The sequence below is a fragment of the Mesorhizobium sp. XAP4 genome, assembly GCF_029269325.1.
GTDB lineage: Bacteria > Pseudomonadota > Alphaproteobacteria > Rhizobiales > Rhizobiaceae > Mesorhizobium > Mesorhizobium ciceri.
In genome coordinates, this window is the sequence record NZ_JARIXW010000004.1 from 297,456 (window position 1) to 313,756 (window position 16,301).

The following is a 16,301-nucleotide window of genomic DNA, read 5'->3' on the forward strand; positions in this document are numbered from 1 at the left end:
AGCGAACATCTCAGCCTTTGCCAATTCTTGCCGCCTTGCCCTTATCGAACCACCACAGCGTCTCGACCGGAAAGCCGAAATCGGGCTTCTGTTCGACAAAGCCGAACATGTCCCAATAGGCGACGCGGTGATTCGCCAGATAGTATGTTGGAATCCAGTCCAGCCGCGCGCGCAAGACCCGGTCGAGCGCTCTGAGCGCCGTGACGAGTTCTATACGGTCTTTCGCCTTGGCTGCTGCCGCGATCAGGGCGTCGATGGCCTTGCTTTCGGTGCCGGGATAGTTGCGCTGCCCCGGGATTTTCGCCATGCGGGAATCATAGAGCATCTGCAGGCTGTCGTCAGTCGGCGTCGCCCCGATCGACCAATGCAGCAAGGCAAGATCGAAGTCGTAATTGCTGTGCCGCTGCTCATACTGCGCCGAATCGATTTGCCGGATCGATGCGTCGATCCCGATCGCCTTCATATTCTCCGACCACGGGGTGTAGATACGAACGATGCCATCGTCCTCCGCCAGCATTTCGACCCGCAGCCGCTCACCCTTGTCATTGACGACGAAACTGCCGTCGCGCTTCCAGCCGGCTTGCGCAAGCAGTCTCGAAGCCTCGCCCAGCAGCTTGCGGTCATGGCCCGAACCGTCGGACAGGGGCTGTGTTACCGCTTCACCGAAAACCTCTGGCGGCAACTCGGCCCGGAATGGCTCCAGCAGGGCCAATTCGTCAGGCGAGGGCAGGCCTTCGGCCTTGTAATCCGATCGTTCGAAGTTCGATTGAGAACGCTCGTAGGAGCCGTAAAACAAGGCCCGCTTCATCCATTCGAAATCGAAACATCTGGCGATCGCCCGCCGCACCCGCTCATCGCGGAATTGCGGACGACGCTGGTTCAGCGCGACGCTCTGCATGTCCGGCGTCTTCTCGCCGGGAAATTCCCGTTTGAGGACCTTGCCGTCCTTCAGCGCCGGAAAGTCGTATCCGGTCGCCCATACCCGTGAGGTGAATTCCTCGCGAAAATGCGTGTCGCCTTTCTTGAAGGCCTCGAATGCCGCCTGCCGGTCAAGATAGAAGTCGATGCGGATGCGGTCGAAATTGTAGAGGCCGCGGTTCACGGGGAGATCGCGGCCCCAATAGTCGGCGACGCGGTCATATTCGACCGTCTGTCCGGCCGCCACGCGCCCGATCTTGTAGGGTCCCGAGCCAAGCGGCGGGGTCATGGTCGAAGCATCGAAATCATTGGCCGTATAAAAGGCCTTGGAGACGATCGGCATCCCCACGATCGCAAGGACGTTTTGCGCCGACTGCTTGCCGTTGAGGGTGAGATCGACGGTGGTGGGATCGACCGCAACCACGTCGGTCATGTACCGCAACGCCTGGGAAAGGTTCGGATGGCCCTTGTCCTTATAGAGCTTCAGCGCAAAGACAACGTCTTGCGCGGTCAGCGGCGAGCCGTCGTGGAAACGCGCTTGCGGTCGCAGCACGAAGCGGAAACCGTTGCGGTCCGGCGACAGGGCAACGGTTTCGGCAAGCAGGCCATAGACTGCATCCGGCTCATCGAGCGCGCTTGTCATCAGCGAATCGAAACAGAGTTCGGCGCGCGGCGGCGCCTCCCCCTTCAACACCAGGAAATTCAACGTGTTGAAGGTCAGGAAGCTCTGATTGAGGGTTGCGTTCGGCGGCGCGAAATTCATCTGGCCGCCCTTGGGCGCGTCCGGATTTACGTAGTCGAAATGCGCGAAATCGGGCTTGTATTTGAGGTCGCCGAAGGCCGACAGGCCATGCAGCTTGATGCCGGTCGCAATGTCGCCGAAGGCCCGGCCGGGCAACAGGGCAGCGGCTGCCGCGGCACTGCCCAGGGCGAGAAAGTCGCGGCGGGGCAGGGCCGCCATCAATTGCCGCCCTTGTATTTGGCCGCCAGCGCCTTCTCCTTGTCCGGGTCGATCCACCAGGAATCGATGTCGGCACCGACATAGGCGGGCTGCTTGTCGGGGAATTTGAACTTGTCCCAATAGGCCAGCCACACCGCCGACCGGTGATATTGCGGCAAGACATAGAAGTTCCACAGCAGGATGCGGTCGAGCGCATGGGTGGCGGCGACGAGATCGTCGCGATCGGTGGCGAAGATGATGCGATCGACCAGCGCGTCGACGGTCGGATCCTTGATGCCCATCAGATTGCGCGAACCGGGCGAATCGGCAGCTTTCGAGCTCCAGAAGTCGCGTTGCTCGTTGCCCGGCGATTCCGACTGCTGGAGGATGCCTGTGACGACATCGAAATCAAAATTGTTGACGCGGTTGATGTACTGCGTCTGGTCGATGATGCGCAAAGTGGCATCGACACCGATCTTGCGCAGATTGGCGATGTAGGGACTGGCGATCACCTGGTCAGTGTCGTTCCAGCCGAGGATCTCGAACTTGAACGGCGCGCCGGTCTTGGCATTGACCATCTTGCCGCCCTTGATCACCCAGCCCGCCTTGGCGAAGAGATCGACTGCCTGTTTCAGGTACTTCCGTTCCGCCTGCGGCGAATCGTAGACCGGCAGCTTGAATTCCTGGGTGAAAAGTTCGGGCGGCAGCTTGTCGCGGTATTTTTCCAGGATCTCCAGTTCCTTGCCATGCGGCAGTCCGCTCGACGCCAGTTCTGTGCCCTGGAAATAGCTCGATGTACGGGTGTTGAAGCCGAAGAACAGGGTGCGGTTCATGCTCTCGAAATCGAATGGGATGGTCAGCGCCTCACGCACCAGCCGGTCCTGGAACAGCGGCCGCCGCTGGTTGAGGACGAAACCCTGCATCGGTTGCGGCGCCTGGGTCTGGAAATCCTTCTTGATGACATCGCCGGCCTGGAATGCCGGGAAATTGTAAGCCGTCGCCCACTTACGCGAACTGTATTCGCGGTTGATGTCTTCCAGCCCGCCTTTGGTGAAGGCGAGCCAGGCAGCATTGTCGTCGAGGATATAGGTGTAGCGTCGGGTGTCGAAGTTCTCGCGGCCGATCTTCACCGGCAGCTTGGCCGCCCAGTAGTCCGGCACACGCTGCCAGATGATCTCCGAGCCCGGCTTGAAGCTGGCGATCTTGTAGGCCGCCGAACCGAGCGGGATTTCCAGGGTCGGCTTGGTCACGTCGCGTTTCTTGCCGTTGGCATCGGCGCCTTCCCACCAATGTTTCGGCAGCACTGCGAGGTCGCCGATGATCTTGGGCAGTTCGCGATTGCCCTTCTGGTTGAAATGGAACTCCACCTCGCGGTCCGAAATCGCCACCGCATCGGTGACATTCTCGAAATAGCGGCTGTATTGCGGGCTGTTGGCCTTGAGCACCTGGAACGACCAGATCACGTCATCGACGGTGATCGGCTGGCCGTCATGCCATTTGGCGCGCGGATCGAGCCGGTAAGTCGCGGAGGAATAGTCATCAGGATATTTGTAGGCATCGGCGATCAGCGGATGGCTGGTGCTGCCTTCATCGGTCGCCTGCTCCATCAGCGTGTCGTAGAGCAGGCCGCCGCCGAACCCGACCAGGCCGGCGGCCGGTGATCCCTGGACGACATAGGGATTGAAACTGTCGAATGTGCCTGGCACCACCGAATTCAGCGTGCCGCCCTTGGGCGCGTTCGGATTGACGTAGTCGTAGTGCTGGAAATTGGCGCCGTATTTGGACTCGCCGATCAGCGATGAGGTGGTGCGCCATTCGTCGGCGCGGGCAGCCTGCAATCCCGCCGCCAGAAGGGCTGCCGCCAGCAACGACTTGAGAAGCGTTCGGCCAACCGTCATGCACTATCCTCTTCGCGATGCCCGTTCATGGGCAATCTAGATGATTTGGCGCTCGTGAAAACCGTCATGCGCGGCTTTGTCGCCGCCTATGCGGTTTTCCCAATAAAAAAGCCGGGCTGAACCCGGCTTTTTCAAGGTCGTTGAGATGATATCGAAATTATTGGGCAGGCGCCGGTGCCGGTGCGGCCGGAGCCGGGGCGGCGGGAGCGGCCGGCGCGGCACCCTCAGCCGGCTTTGCCGGAGCGGCTGCATCGGCAGGCTTGGCGCCTGCATCGGCGGCGGCACCGGGTGCCGGCAGCGGCTTGGGATTGTCGGACAGCGTGCGCAGATAGGCGATGACGTTGGCGCGGTCCTCGTCCTTGGGCAGGCCGGCGAAGCCCATGGCGGTGCCCTTCACGAATTTCTTCGGCGAGGTGATGAAGTGGTTGATGTTGTCGTAGGTCCACTTCTCGGTGCCGCCCTTGGAGAATTCCTTCATGCCGGCCGAATAGGCAAAGCCTTCATGCTCGGCGACCGGGCGGTCGACGAGGTCCCACAGGTCCGGGCCGACCTTGTTGGGGCCGCCCTTTTCGCCGGAATGGCAGGCCTGGCACTTCTTGAAGACGGCAGCACCCTGCTCGACATTGGCGGTTGCCAGCAGGTCGGCGATCGGCTTGGCCGCGGCAGCCGGCGCGGCCGGCCCGCCTTCGGCGGGCTCCGCGGCCTCGATGGCGAAACCAGGCTTTTCCGGCGCCGGCGACGCAAACAGCGCATCGGACACAATGCCGACCGAGAAGACGACGAAAACGGTTCCGAGCAATCCGGCGAGCAGCTTGTTGACTTCGTTGGAATCCATACGCCCCTTGCTCCCTTTTCCGGCGGACAGAACCGTCCACTCCGTCCGTCGGTATCGTGACCCGTCCTGCCAGGGCGGTCAAATCGGGCGGAAACTAGGTCTTTTGCTGCGGCGTTGCAACACCTATAAGGGCGCTTCCAGTGAGACCTTTTGCCACTTTCCCTGTCCTCTTTCGAGACGCCTTGCACCCGAAATGTCCACGCTGATCCTGATCCCGGCCCGCATGGCTTCGACCCGCCTGCCGGGCAAGCCGCTGGCCGACATCGCCGGCGCCCCGATGATCGTCCATGTCGCCCGCCGCGCCGCCGAAGCCGGCCTTGGCCGGGTGATGGTGGCGACCGACACGCAAAGCGTGGCGCAAGCGGTGCGCGCGCACGGTTTCGAGGCCGTGATGACGCGCATGGATCACGAATCCGGCTCCGACCGCATCCACGAGGCGCTGGTCGCGCTCGACCCCGGGCGCAAGGTCGAAACCATCGTCAATGTGCAGGGCGACCTGCCGACCATCGATCCCCGGATCATCGCCGCGTCGCTCAGGCCTTTCGAGGACAGTGCGGTGGATATCGCCACGCTCGGCGTCGAGATCGTCCGCGATGAGGAAAAGACCAATCCCAATGTCGTCAAGATCGTCGGCTCGCCGCTTTCCGGCAGCAGGCTGAGGGCGCTCTATTTCACCCGTGCCACGGCGCCTTGGGGCGAGGGGCCGCTCTACCATCATGTCGGCCTCTACGCCTATCGCCGCGAAGCACTCGAGCGTTTCGTCGCGCTGAAGCCGTCGCCGCTCGAACGGCGCGAGCGGCTGGAACAGTTGCGGGCGCTGGAAGCCGGCATGCGCATCGACGCCGAGATCGTCCAGTCGCTGCCGCTCGGCGTCGACACGCCTGAAGACCTCGAACGCGCCAGAACAATCCTTTCAACCTGAGATATCGGCATGCCTGAAAAGACCAACAGAATATCCTTCCAGGGCGAACCGGGCGCCAATTCCGACACCGCCAGCCGCAACATGTTCCCTTCGATGGAGCCGTTGCCCTGCCCGACCTTCGAGGATGCCTTCAACGCGGTCGAGACCAACAAGGCCGACCTCGCCATGATCCCGATCGAGAACACCATTGCCGGGCGCGTCGCCGATATCCATCATCTCCTGCCGGAATCGAAGCTGCACATCGTCGGCGAATATTTCCTGCCGATCCATTTCCAGCTGATGGTGCTGCCAGGCGTCAAGCGCGACGAGATCAAGACGGTGCACAGCCACATCCATGCGCTTGGCCAATGCCGCAAATACGTTCGCAAGAACGGTTGGAAGGCGATCGTCGCCGGCGACACGGCCGGCGCCGCCAAAATGGTCTCCGAGGTCAAGGACCGCAGCATGGCGGCGCTGTCGCCGGCCCTGGCCGCGACCCTCTACGGGCTCGATATCATCGAGCAAAACGTCGAGGACACCGACTCAAACGTCACCCGCTTTGTCGTCCTGACCAAGAACAAGCAATGGGCCGAGCGTCCTTCGCCCGACGTCAAGATGATGACGACCTTCATCTTCCGCGTCCGCAACGTGCCGGCCGCGCTCTACAAGGCGATGGGCGGCTTCGCCACCAACGGCATCAACATGACCAAGCTGGAGAGCTACCAGCTGGGCGCTTTCACGGCGACGCTGTTTTACGCCGACATCGAGGGCCATCCCGACGATCCGCTGGTCAAGCTGGCGCTGGACGAGCTGCGTTTCTTCTCGCGCGAAGTGCGCATTCTCGGCGTCTATCCGGCCAGTGAGTCGCGTGAGCAGTGGAAGGTTGCGGACTAGATCACCGCGCCCAGCGGCACATAGTCGATCTCCATGAACGTCTCGACCTCCGGCACCCAGCGGTCGCGCACGAAGGCGACATGGTCTGGATGGTCGTTGTACCTGGTGTAGGCGGCCTGGTCGGCGAACTCCATCGAGAAGCCGAAACGATAGTCGTTCTTGGGGCTGATCTGCCGCAATTGCTCGAAATGCGTGACGCCCCTGATCGCGGTGAGAATCCTCTTGGCGTCGACCAGGAACCGCTTTTCCTCCAGCGAATGCGGCGGATGCTTCAGCGTGAAAACGACGGTGTGACGGATCATGTCCTGCTCCTGCAATGTCTTTAGGTGTTCGCTGCCATCATTCTGAATCGACCCAGGCGCGGATGAGGTGATGCGCAATGGCGCCTTTCGGCGGCGTGATCAGATTGTCCTGGTGCGTCCTTTCCAGCATCCGGCGCACCTCGTCGCGAAAAAACCAGCGGCAGTCCTCAAGCTCGTTGAGGTCGGCCTGGATATCGTCATTGAGCGGCTCGCCGAAGCAGCCGATCATCAGCGAATAGGGAAACGGCCAGGGCTGGCTGGCGTGGTAGACGACGCGGCCAAGCCGGATGCCGGCCTCCTCCAGCGTCTCGCGGCGCACCGCCGCTTCGATCGTCTCGCCCGGCTCGATGAAGCCGGCGAGGGCCGAATACATGCCCGGCGCGAAATGACGGCCGCGCCCGAGCAGGCACTTCTCCCGCGTCGCCGTCAGCATGATCGCCACCGGGTCGGTGCGCGGAAAATGTTCGGTGCCGCAATTCGGGCAATGCCGCTTGTAGCCGCCGGCCCGCATCTGCGATTCCGTGCCGCATTTGCTGCAGAAGCGATGGCTGGCATGCCAGGCGAGCAAAGCCGCCCCTTGCGCCATCGCGCCGGCCGCCGCCTCGTCGATCAGCCCTTGCATGTAGACCGAGCGGTAGTCGATGGCCTTGACTGTTTCCGGAAGCTGTTCGGGTTCGACGCCGGCGGGCACGGCCAGCACCGGTCCTCGTTCGGAAAAACCGAGCAGGATGCCTTGCGCCAGGGAAACCTTGAAGGGCTCGCTCTCGGTCGCACCGAACCAGGGATCGAGAGCGCCGCCATCGCCGAGCTTCAGATAGAGCCGGCCGCCATGCATCAGAAGCAGCCGCGTCGCCGGATCGGCCAGCGCCTTGTCGACCGAATCGTCGGCGCGGTTCTCGGACTGCCGGTCGATCGTGTTGCCGGCGAAGCCGACGAACTGGCTCGGCTCGCGCAAAGGCGCGTCAAACAGGCGGAAGCTCATGGGGACTCTGGAATATGTTGAGGGATGGACACGGGGAACGCTTATAGCGCCGCCTTGATCGTTTCGGCAAACCGTCGCAAGTCGGAACGCTGATAGGGCTCTCGCAGGCCATGTCCCCACACAGGACCTGGCCAGCCGGGATCGCCTTCAGAACGCGCGATGACATGGATGTGCAACTGGCGCACGATGTTGCCGAGCGCGCCGGTGTTGATCTTGGTGCAGCCGGTCGCTTTCTTCAGCGCCTGCGCCACCATATTGGTCTCGAAGGTCAGCATCGCCTGGTCAAGCGGCGTCATGTCGTGGATTTCCTCCGCGCCCGGCCGCTGCGGCACCAGCAGCAGCCATGGCCAGCGGCGGTCGTTCATCACCCGCAGCTCGCACAGCCCAAGCCACATCAACTGCTCGCTGTCCGCCTCCAGCCGTGCGTCCAGCGTGAATCCGGCCTTCAGGCCCGGCAGCATCGGCGTTTCCCTTGCTTTTCTTGTTTTCCTCAAACGCAGGAACGCTAGAGCGGCGGCAGGGGGGCTGCAAGCGAATCATTGCGCCCCTCACGCTTTGGTGCGCCAATTCCATATTTTTGCGATTTCTGCGGCGCACTTGCATTTCGTCGCGCAATTGCCGATATGGAAAGCGGGAGGTTGGTGGTGGACGATCCACTCGCCAACCGGGTCAGGTCCGGAAGGAAGCAGCCCTAACGAGCCCGGAACGGGTCATTGTTCCAGCCTCCCACCTCATCGGCCCCTCTCGCGACATTGACGACGCATTGCAGCGCGGGCGAGACTATGCGCAGGAATCGGCCGCCTTCGGGCGCGGCCATTTGGAGCTTTACGGGCGTATGAGCGAAGCCGGAAATTCGGGACCAAAAAGCCTGGAGATAGGCAAGGCCGCCGCCTATCGCGTGCTGGCACGCAAGTACCGTCCTTCGAACTTCTCCGAGCTGGTCGGCCAGGAGCCGATGGTGCGCACCCTCACCAACGCCTTTGCCACCGGCCGTATCGCCCAGGCCTGGATGCTGACCGGCGTGCGCGGCGTCGGCAAGACGACGACGGCGCGCATCCTCGCGCGCGCCCTGAACTATAAAACCGCTGATATCGACCAGCCGTCGGTCGACCTTGCCGTCCTCGGCGAACATTGCCAGGCGATCATGGAAGGCCGCCATGTCGACGTCATCGAGATGGACGCCGCCTCGCACACCGGCATCGACGACATCAGGGACATCATCGAGCGCGTGCGCTACGCGCCGGTCTCGGCCCGCTACAAGGTCTATATCATCGACGAAGTGCACATGCTGTCGACGCAGGCCTTCAACGGCCTTCTGAAGACGCTGGAAGAGCCGCCGCCGCACGTCAAATTCATCTTCGCCACCACCGAGATCCGCAAGGTCCCGATCACCGTCCTGTCGCGCTGCCAGCGCTTCGACCTGAGGCGCATCGACGCCGGCGCGCTGGTCGGGCATCTCGCCTCGATCTCGGCCAAGGAGGGCATTTCGGTCGACGACGACGCGCTGGCGATGATCGCGCGCGCCGCCGAAGGCTCGGCCCGTGATTCGCTATCCATCCTTGACCAGGCGATTGCCCATGGCGCCGGCTCTGTCGGCGCCGATGCGGTTCGGGCGATGCTGGGGCTTGCCGACCGCGCCCGCATCGTCGACCTGTTCGAACATGTGATGAAAGGCGATGTCGCGGCAGCCCTTGGCGAATTCCGTGCGCAGTACGATACCGGCGCCGATCCGGCCGCCGTGCTGACCGACCTTGCCGAATTCAACCACCTCGTCACCCGGCTGCGTTTCGTGCCGACGGCCATCGAGGATGCCTCGCTATCCGAGGACGAGCGGCAGCGCGGCGCCGATTTCGCCAGGACGCTGTCGGTCAGGGTGCTGTCGCGGACATGGCAGATGCTGCTCAAGGGCATTCCAGAGGTGCAGTCCTCCAACCGGCCCGTCAGCGCCGCCGAAATGGTGCTGATCCGGCTGGCGCATGCCGCCGACCTGCCGACGCTGGACGAGGCGTTGAGATCGCTTGAAGGCGCCGCGCCGGCGCAGAATGGCGCGCTGCGCCCAAATGGGGCGCCTGCAGGGGGAGGCAACGGCAACGGCGCCAGCGCGGTGGCGCAGACGCGCATGCCGTCTGGCCCGGGCGGCGCGCAGACCATGCGGCTGGTCGAAGCCTCGCTTGCGCCCGTTGCCTACGTCGCTCCGCCGGAGCCGGTCACGGAGGCGCAATCGGCGCCGCTGAAATCGCTGGCCGACATCATTGCTCTGGCAGACGCGCAGCGCGACATCGCCTTCAAGGTGCTGGTCAAAAGCTGCATCCGGTTTGTACGCATCGAGCCCGGCCGCATCGACGTTGGCCTGACCAGCGATGCGCCCAAGATGCTGCTCAACGACCTGACGACGAAATTGCGCGCCTGGACCGGTCGCAGCTGGCTTGTCTCGCTGTCGAAGGAAGAGGGCGGCCAGACGCTCGCCGAAATGGAATCGGCCAAACGCGAGACGGCTTTTCTCGATGCCAAGAGCGACCCGACAGTGGCCGCCATCCTGGCGCGCTTTCCCGGTGCCAAGATCATCGACGTGCGCATTCCGGACGCGCCGGAAGCCGAAACGGTAGAGGCCGAAGTGCCGGTCGAGCCGCCGGCTGACGACGATGAACCCTGATCCAGCCACGAATCCGCAAAGGACCCGACCATGAAAGATCTTCTCGGCCTGATGGGCAAGGCGAAGGAAATGCAGGCCAAGTTCCAGGCCATGCAGGACGAGATCGCCACGCAGGAAGCGTCCGGCCAGGCCGGCGGCGGCCTGGTCAATGTGACGCTGACCGGAAAATTCGAGATGAAGTCGTTGAAGATCGATCCGTCTCTGTTCAAGGAAGACGATGTCGAGATCCTGGAAGACCTGGTGCTGGCCGCTCACAACGACGCCAAGACCAAGGTCGAGCAGATCATGCAGGAAAAGACCAAGGCGCTGACCGCGGGCCTGCCGATCCCGCCGGGAATGAAACTGCCCTTCTAGCCTTCGGTGCGGCCATGGCCGAAGAGCCGTCCGAAAGACTGATCGAGCAGCGTATCCGCAACAGGATCTACGAGATCCTGGAAATCCTGGCCGATTGTGACGACGGCGTCGATCTCGTCGGCATCAAGGGTTATTTCTATCTGTTCGAGGATTTCCTCCATCGCCCATCGATCGAAGCCGGCACATCGGCGCTTTCGAAGGACGAGCGCGCGATCGTGCTGGAGATCGCCGAATTCCTCGAGGCGGCAAGCGAGACAAATCCGGACTTCACCAAGGCTGAGTTCATAGACAGCGACTGGCCGGGAAAGATCGCGCCGACGGCCAGGGAGGCGCGGACGCTGTTCCTCCGGCGCGGCCTGTTTTCGGAGAAGGTCGAGGAGCTTGAGCCTGGCCAGCCGGCCGCGATAGCGGCCGGGCGGTAGATCGCTTCAGGAAAAATCGCGTGGTGCTTTCCCTTGGGGCAATTGCGGCGAAACAAAGAGAGAGCGGTCATCGCTTTTGTGAAATGACGGCTCGATCTATCTGGAAAGCCACGAAATTGTGCCAATTTGGCAACAGTACGTTGTTAATAACGTTTTGGCCATCATTTTGCCCGAAAGTGTCTCATTCTTGCCGCAGCCTGGGGGCGGGCACGAAGTGAGAGGGTTACCTGTTGATTTCCACGCGATGGAAGACGCCGCTGTTGCTCGGCGCCGTCATTTCACCCCTGTTTTTGGCTGCCTGCAGCCAGACCACTTCACACGGCATGTCCGTCGCCAGCCTGACCGACGCCATCACGCCGGGTTTCCTGAGTTCAGGGGCCTACAGCCACACGCCGAAGGACAAGGAATGCCTGGAACGGGCGATGTTCTTCGAGTCGAACCGCTCGAGCCGCGACGGCATGATCGCGGTCGGCACGGTGGTGATGAACCGGCTGCGCTCCGGCAACCATGGCAGCACCATCTGCCAAGTGGTGGGCGAGCCCGGGCAGTTCGCGCCTGGTGTCATGACAAGGCCGATGAATTCACGCGCAATGCCCGATGTCGAGGAAGCCGCCGACGCGGTGCTGAAGGGCGAGCGCAAGTCCAAGCTCAAGAACACCATGTTCTTCCACACAGCCGGCCTCCGCTTCCCCTACAAGAACATGCACTACACCATGGTTGCCGGCGGCAATGCCTTCTACGAGAAGCGCGGCCGCAACTGGCAGCCGCTGCCGGATGAGCCGCAGGTCGCTATTGCCTCGGCGGCGCCCGACAAGTCAGCCGCGCCGGTGACGATGGTCGCGTCCGCCGAGCCGGTGCGTCCAGCCAGGACGGCAACCGTTCGATCCGCTCCCGCCCAGCAGACCTATGTGACCGCCGCTGCCGCGCCGGCCGCGAAATCCGCGCGTGTCTCGCAAGAGCCGACGGTGGTGGCGATGCAGGAGCCGATGGAAGAGCCGGATGCCGCGCGTTTTGGCGGAAGCTTGAACACAAGGGTCATCTCGTCGGTTCAAGACGCGCCGCAAGAGGCGTCGATGGGGTTCCAGTCGACGCCTGAGAACACAGACGCCATTGGCGCGATGATTGTCAGCCAGGGCCGGCCGCTCGAGACCAACTGATCTGCGCCCCGCGGTCCGCCAAGGCCCAATATGGCGGTCATGCGGATGCAGATGTTCCAAAGCGCTCTGAAAAATCCTGGAGCGGTTCACCGTTTCGCGGAAACGGTGAACCGCTCCAGCTTTTCGTTTTGACGCAATTCCGGACGGAAAACCGCTTCGCACTTTTCCTGGAATTGCTCTAGATCAGAACGATGTCGAAGCGAATCGCCGGTCCCGAGATCGAACGTCTGATCCAGCTCCTGGCCAAGGTGCCGGGGCTGGGACCCCGTTCGGCCAGGCGTGCCGCCCTTCATCTGATCAAGAAGAAAGAGCAGCTTTTGTCGCCGCTTGCCGCCGCCATGGCCGAGGCGGCCGACAAGGTGCGCATCTGCTCGACCTGCGGCAATGTCGATACATCGGACCCTTGCATGATCTGCACCGATCCGCGCCGTGATGCCGGCACCATCATCGTCGTCGAGGACGTCTCCGACCTGTGGGCGCTGGAGCGCGCGGCGGCGATGAATGTGCGCTACCACGTGCTCGGCGGCACGCTGTCGCCGCTCGACGGCATCGGCCCCGAGCAGCTCAACATGCGCTCGCTGGTTGATCGCGTCGCCGGCGGCGAGGTCAAGGAGATCATCCTCGCCGTCAATGCGACGGTGGAGGGCCAGACGACCGCGCATTACCTCACCGACCAGTTGTCCGGCTTCGACATCAAGGTGACGCGCCTTGCGCATGGCGTGCCGGTCGGCGGCGAACTCGACTATCTCGACGAGGGCACGCTGGCCGCGGCGCTGCGTTCGCGGACGGCGTTTTGACAAAGTTGCGGCAGAGGATGCGGGTCATGATTTTTGCGCGTCCTTCCAGGCTGGTGCCAAGCACCCCCCTCGACAGGACGGAGAGGGGTGCGAAGGAACGCAAACCTCTCAGATTGGCTCTGTTTTCCTTTTTTGCAGTTCTTCTCTCGGTCTTTTCCACCCCCGCCTCCGCCGCAAAGATCGACGACCAGTTCCGCGCCTGGCTGCAGAACGACCTCTGGCCACAGGCCAAGGCGAAAGGCATTTCCAAAACCACCTTCGACGCCGCCTTCGACGGCATCAAGCCCAATCTGAAGCTGCCGGACCTGGTCAAGCCGGGCGAGAAGGCGGCCACGCCGCAGAAGCAGCACCAGGCCGAATTCGGCTCACCCGGCGCCTATTTCGCCGAGAAGACGGTTCGCGCGGTGACGGCGGGCGGGCGCGCGCGCGAAGCCGCCAATGCCAGGACACTTGCGGCCATCGAAAAGCGCTATGGCGTGCCGGGCGAAGTGCTGCTGGCGATCTGGGGCCGCGAGACCGGATTCGGCGCGGCGAAGATGCCCTACGACGCCTTCGAAGTGCTGGGCACCAAGGCATTCATGTCGACCAGGAAGGACTTCTTCCGCACCGAACTGCTTGCCGCACTCGAGATCGTCGAGCGCGGGCTGGCTCCGGTCGGCGCGATGAAATCGTCCTGGGCCGGCGCGCTCGGCCAGCCGCAATTCATGCCGACCTCGTTCCTGAAACATGCCGTCGATTTCGACGGCGACGGCCGCGTCGACATCTGGAACTCGACGCCGGACGTGTTGGCCTCGATCGCCAATTATCTCGTCCACTATGGCTGGGTAAAGGGTCGTGGCTGGGGATTCGAGGTGACGGTGCCGGAAAGCGTTTCCTGTTCGCTGGAAGGCCCGGACCAGGGCAAGAAAATCTCGCAATGGGCTGATATGGGCATCAAGCGCGTCGGCGGCAAACCGTTTCCAGTGAGTGAGCTGAAGGCCGAAGGCTTTCTGCTGATGCCGGCAGGGCGCAGCGGCCCGGCCTTTGTCGCCACGCCCAATTTCTACGTGCTGAAGCAATACAACACCAGCGACCTGTACGCGCTGTTCATCGGCCATGGCGCCGATCGCATCGCCCATGGCGATCAGAACTTCGCCGGCAGCTGGGGCGCGGTCGGCGGGCTGCACCGTTCGGACATCGCCGCCCTGCAGCGGGCGCTGGAGGCCAAGGGCTATGATGTCGGCAGCGCCGATGGCCTGCCCGGCTTCAAGACCCGCCGCTCGATCGGCATATGGCAAGCCAAGAACGGCCGCGCCGCCACCTGCTTTCCTGACGCCGACCTGGTCGCAGTGCTGAAATAGCTCCGAAATTAGCAGATTTTTCTCGATCGGCAGCCTCGATTGGCTGGCCTATGCGTCGACACCCCACCGGCCTTTCTGGCCCAATGAGCCGTCGTATAAATGCTCGTTGCCCGCCACGGGGCCGCCGGGTATGGTGTTGACCAACTGGACAAAAACCACGACGGTAAGTGGGCAGAGGGGCCGTCTCCAGGCCCCGAAAAAATTCCGCAACCCTGAGCCGGGAACTCAGGTCAACAAACAACAAAACAGGGAACAATCACAATGATGATGGAAAAGTTTGCTCTACGCTCTCGCTTCCTGCTCGCGGGTGCCGCCATGTCGGCGCTGCTTCTGGCCGGCGCGCCCGCCGGTGCGGTCACGCCCGCCGACACGCTGGTCGAAGGTTTCGCGATCGACGACATCATCTCTATGGATCCGGGCGAGGCGTTCGAGCTGTCGACCGCCGAGGTCACCGGCAACACCTATGATCTGCTTGTCCGTCTCGACCTCAGCGACACCTCCAAGGTCAAGGGCGACCTTGCCGAAAGCTGGACCGTCTCCGATGACGGCCTGACCTACACGTTCAAGCTCAAGCCCGGCCTGAAATTCGCTTCCGGCAATCCGATCACGGCGTCCGATGTCGCCTGGTCGTTCGAGCGCGTCATCAAGCTCGACAAGAGCCCGGCCTTCATCATCGGCCAGTTTGGCATCAGCGGTGACAACGTCACCGAAAAGGCCAAGGCTGTCGACGACGGCACCTTCCAGTTCACCGTCGACAAGGCCTATGCGCCGAGTTTCGTGCTGAACTGCCTGTCGGCAACGGTGGCTTCGGTGGTCGACGCCAAGCTGGTCAAGGAACATGTCGCTTCGGTCACGCCGAGCGCCGACTACAAATGGGACAATGACTTCGGCAACGCCTGGCTGAAGACCGGCTATGCCGGCTCCGGCGTCTTCAAGCTGCGCGAATGGCGGGCCAACGAAGCCGTCGTTCTCGAGCGCAACGACAATTACTACGGCGAAAAAGCCAAGCTTGCCCGCGTCATTTATCGCAACATGAAGGAAAGCTCGGGCCAGCGCCTGGCGCTCGAGGCTGGCGACATCGACGTTGCCCGCAATCTCGAACCGAACGACCTCGACGCGATCGCCAAGAACGCCGACCTCACCACCACCAGCGCGCCCAAGGGCACGGTCTATTACATCAGCCTCAACCAGAAGAACGCCAACCTCGCCAAGCCGGAGGTGCGCCAGGCGTTCAAGTATCTGGTCGACTATGATGCCTTGAGCTCGACCATCCTCAAGGGCATCGGCGAAATCCATCAGACCTTCCTGCCCAAGGGCGTGCTCGGCGAATTGGATGAGAATCCGTTCAAGCTCGATGTCGCCAAGGCCAAGGAATTGCTGGCCAAGGCCGGTCTGCCCGACGGCTTCAGCGTAACCATGGACGTACGCACCGGCCAGCCGACGACCGGCATGGCGGAATCGATCCAGCAGACGCTCGGACAGGCCGGCATCAAGCTCGAGATCATCCCGGGCGACGGCAAGCAGACGCTCACCAAATACCGCGCCCGCAACCACGACATCTATATCGGCCAGTGGGGCCAGGATTATTTCGACCCGAACTCCAACGCCCAGACCTTTGCCTCGAACCCGGACAATTCGGATGCGGCCAAGACCAAGACGCTGGCCTGGCGCAACGCCTGGGACATTCCGGACCTGACCAAGCAGACGGAAGCGGCACTGCTCGAGAAGGATGCCGGCAAGCGCGCCGACATATACAAGGATCTCGAGAAGAAGATCCTCGACACCAGCCCCTTCGTCGTCATCCACCAGCAGCTGGAAGTGGCCGGCCTGCGCAAGAACCTCAAGGGCTTTGCGCTCGGCCCGAGCTTCGACACCAACTTCGTCGGCCCGGTGTCCAAGGAATAGTGC

The 16,301-nt window shown here is 62.7% G+C and carries 15 protein-coding genes and 1 other RNA gene; 10 read left to right on the top strand and 6 right to left on the bottom strand.

The window, feature by feature from the left end:
- Nucleotides 1-10: 10 nt before the first annotated feature.
- The 3 genes from P3C39_RS19035 to P3C39_RS19045 all read right to left on the bottom strand — a co-directional run bounded on the left by P3C39_RS19035 (nucleotide 11) and on the right by P3C39_RS19045 (nucleotide 4,591).
- Nucleotides 11-1,879, bottom strand: coding sequence for an extracellular solute-binding protein (locus tag P3C39_RS19035; RefSeq protein WP_275954089.1), 1,869 nt, complete (start codon nucleotides 1,877-1,879; stop codon nucleotides 11-13).
- Nucleotides 1,879-3,756: an extracellular solute-binding protein gene (locus tag P3C39_RS19040; protein WP_275954088.1), complete on the bottom strand. Its 1,878-nt coding sequence runs from the start codon at nucleotides 3,754-3,756 to the stop codon at nucleotides 1,879-1,881. Before P3C39_RS19040 ends, P3C39_RS19035 begins: the two co-directional genes overlap by 1 nt.
- 157 nt (nucleotides 3,757-3,913) lie before the next feature.
- Nucleotides 3,914-4,591, bottom strand: coding sequence for a cytochrome c family protein (locus P3C39_RS19045; protein WP_013527938.1), 678 nt, complete (start codon nucleotides 4,589-4,591; stop codon nucleotides 3,914-3,916).
- Between the two features lie 193 nt (nucleotides 4,592-4,784).
- Between P3C39_RS19045 and P3C39_RS19050 the strand changes: the two genes are divergently transcribed.
- Both P3C39_RS19050 and P3C39_RS19055 read left to right on the top strand, forming a co-directional pair.
- Nucleotides 4,785-5,513, top strand: coding sequence for a 3-deoxy-manno-octulosonate cytidylyltransferase (locus P3C39_RS19050; RefSeq protein WP_275954087.1), 729 nt, complete (start codon nucleotides 4,785-4,787; stop codon nucleotides 5,511-5,513).
- A 9-nt stretch (nucleotides 5,514-5,522) separates the two neighbouring features.
- Nucleotides 5,523-6,386, top strand: coding sequence for a prephenate dehydratase (locus P3C39_RS19055; RefSeq protein WP_013527936.1), 864 nt, complete (start codon nucleotides 5,523-5,525; stop codon nucleotides 6,384-6,386).
- On the opposite strand, the gene P3C39_RS19060 is transcribed toward P3C39_RS19055, so the two are convergent.
- Genes P3C39_RS19060 through P3C39_RS19070 form a run of 3 tightly spaced genes read right to left on the bottom strand, consistent with a single transcriptional unit; the run spans nucleotide 6,383 to nucleotide 8,131 of the window.
- Nucleotides 6,383-6,688, bottom strand: coding sequence for a Dabb family protein (locus P3C39_RS19060; RefSeq protein ID WP_027161785.1), 306 nt, complete (start codon nucleotides 6,686-6,688; stop codon nucleotides 6,383-6,385). The genes P3C39_RS19055 and P3C39_RS19060 overlap by 4 nt on opposite strands.
- Before the next feature lie 37 nt (nucleotides 6,689-6,725).
- Entirely contained in the window at nucleotides 6,726-7,670 is a 945-nt protein-coding gene (gene nudC, locus P3C39_RS19065) for an NAD(+) diphosphatase (RefSeq protein WP_013527934.1), read from the bottom strand.
- A gap of 41 nt (nucleotides 7,671-7,711) precedes the next feature.
- A complete protein-coding gene (locus tag P3C39_RS19070; RefSeq protein WP_013527933.1) occupies nucleotides 7,712-8,131 on the bottom strand; it encodes an HIT family protein in 420 nt (139 codons plus the stop codon).
- Nucleotides 8,132-8,303: 172 nt separating this feature from the next.
- Here P3C39_RS19070 and ffs point away from each other — a divergent pair.
- From ffs to P3C39_RS19110, 8 genes are all read left to right on the top strand, one after another.
- An RNA gene (gene ffs, locus P3C39_RS19075) (signal recognition particle sRNA small type) lies at nucleotides 8,304-8,400 on the top strand.
- A 105-nt stretch (nucleotides 8,401-8,505) separates the two neighbouring features.
- Nucleotides 8,506-10,323: a DNA polymerase III subunit gamma/tau gene (locus P3C39_RS19080; RefSeq protein WP_275954086.1), complete on the top strand. Its 1,818-nt coding sequence runs from the start codon at nucleotides 8,506-8,508 to the stop codon at nucleotides 10,321-10,323.
- Nucleotides 10,324-10,353: 30 nt separating this feature from the next.
- Nucleotides 10,354-10,677 (top strand): YbaB/EbfC family nucleoid-associated protein, encoded by a 324-nt coding sequence (locus P3C39_RS19085; protein ID WP_275954085.1) that lies wholly within the window; start codon nucleotides 10,354-10,356, stop codon nucleotides 10,675-10,677.
- A 14-nt stretch (nucleotides 10,678-10,691) separates the two neighbouring features.
- Complete coding sequence (locus tag P3C39_RS19090) at nucleotides 10,692-11,099, top strand: hypothetical protein (protein ID WP_013527930.1); 408 nt, start codon at nucleotides 10,692-10,694, stop codon at nucleotides 11,097-11,099.
- A gap of 230 nt (nucleotides 11,100-11,329) precedes the next feature.
- Nucleotides 11,330-12,256, top strand: coding sequence for a cell wall hydrolase (locus P3C39_RS19095; RefSeq protein ID WP_013527929.1), 927 nt, complete (start codon nucleotides 11,330-11,332; stop codon nucleotides 12,254-12,256).
- A 191-nt stretch (nucleotides 12,257-12,447) separates the two neighbouring features.
- A complete protein-coding gene (gene recR, locus P3C39_RS19100; protein WP_013527928.1) occupies nucleotides 12,448-13,053 on the top strand; it encodes a recombination mediator RecR in 606 nt (201 codons plus the stop codon).
- A gap of 26 nt (nucleotides 13,054-13,079) precedes the next feature.
- Nucleotides 13,080-14,393, top strand: coding sequence for a lytic murein transglycosylase (locus P3C39_RS19105; protein WP_275954084.1), 1,314 nt, complete (start codon nucleotides 13,080-13,082; stop codon nucleotides 14,391-14,393).
- A gap of 261 nt (nucleotides 14,394-14,654) precedes the next feature.
- Complete coding sequence (locus P3C39_RS19110; RefSeq protein WP_275954083.1) at nucleotides 14,655-16,298, top strand: ABC transporter substrate-binding protein; 1,644 nt, start codon at nucleotides 14,655-14,657, stop codon at nucleotides 16,296-16,298.
- Nucleotides 16,299-16,301: the final 3 nt, after the last annotated feature.

What these genes read in the sequence shown, in the direction of transcription:
- P3C39_RS19035 (WP_275954089.1), bottom strand. Translation starts at nt 1,879, where the DNA reads ATGGCGGCCCTGCCCCGCCGCGACTTTCTCGCCCTGGGCAGTGCCGCG.
- P3C39_RS19040 (WP_275954088.1), bottom strand. Translation starts at nt 3,756, where the DNA reads ATGACGGTTGGCCGAACGCTTCTCAAGTCGTTGCTGGCGGCAGCCCTT.
- P3C39_RS19045 (WP_013527938.1), bottom strand. Translation starts at nt 4,591, where the DNA reads ATGGATTCCAACGAAGTCAACAAGCTGCTCGCCGGATTGCTCGGAACC.
- P3C39_RS19050 (WP_275954087.1), top strand. Translation starts at nt 4,785, where the DNA reads ATGTCCACGCTGATCCTGATCCCGGCCCGCATGGCTTCGACCCGCCTG.
- P3C39_RS19055 (WP_013527936.1), top strand. Translation starts at nt 5,523, where the DNA reads ATGCCTGAAAAGACCAACAGAATATCCTTCCAGGGCGAACCGGGCGCC.
- P3C39_RS19060 (WP_027161785.1), bottom strand. Translation starts at nt 6,688, where the DNA reads ATGATCCGTCACACCGTCGTTTTCACGCTGAAGCATCCGCCGCATTCG.
- nudC (WP_013527934.1), bottom strand. Translation starts at nt 7,670, where the DNA reads ATGAGCTTCCGCCTGTTTGACGCGCCTTTGCGCGAGCCGAGCCAGTTC.
- P3C39_RS19070 (WP_013527933.1), bottom strand. Translation starts at nt 8,131, where the DNA reads ATGCTGCCGGGCCTGAAGGCCGGATTCACGCTGGACGCACGGCTGGAG.
- P3C39_RS19080 (WP_275954086.1), top strand. Translation starts at nt 8,506, where the DNA reads ATGAGCGAAGCCGGAAATTCGGGACCAAAAAGCCTGGAGATAGGCAAG.
- P3C39_RS19085 (WP_275954085.1), top strand. Translation starts at nt 10,354, where the DNA reads ATGAAAGATCTTCTCGGCCTGATGGGCAAGGCGAAGGAAATGCAGGCC.
- P3C39_RS19090 (WP_013527930.1), top strand. Translation starts at nt 10,692, where the DNA reads ATGGCCGAAGAGCCGTCCGAAAGACTGATCGAGCAGCGTATCCGCAAC.
- recR (WP_013527928.1), top strand. Translation starts at nt 12,448, where the DNA reads ATGTCGAAGCGAATCGCCGGTCCCGAGATCGAACGTCTGATCCAGCTC.
- P3C39_RS19105 (WP_275954084.1), top strand. Translation starts at nt 13,080, where the DNA reads ATGATTTTTGCGCGTCCTTCCAGGCTGGTGCCAAGCACCCCCCTCGAC.
- P3C39_RS19110 (WP_275954083.1), top strand. Translation starts at nt 14,655, where the DNA reads ATGATGATGGAAAAGTTTGCTCTACGCTCTCGCTTCCTGCTCGCGGGT.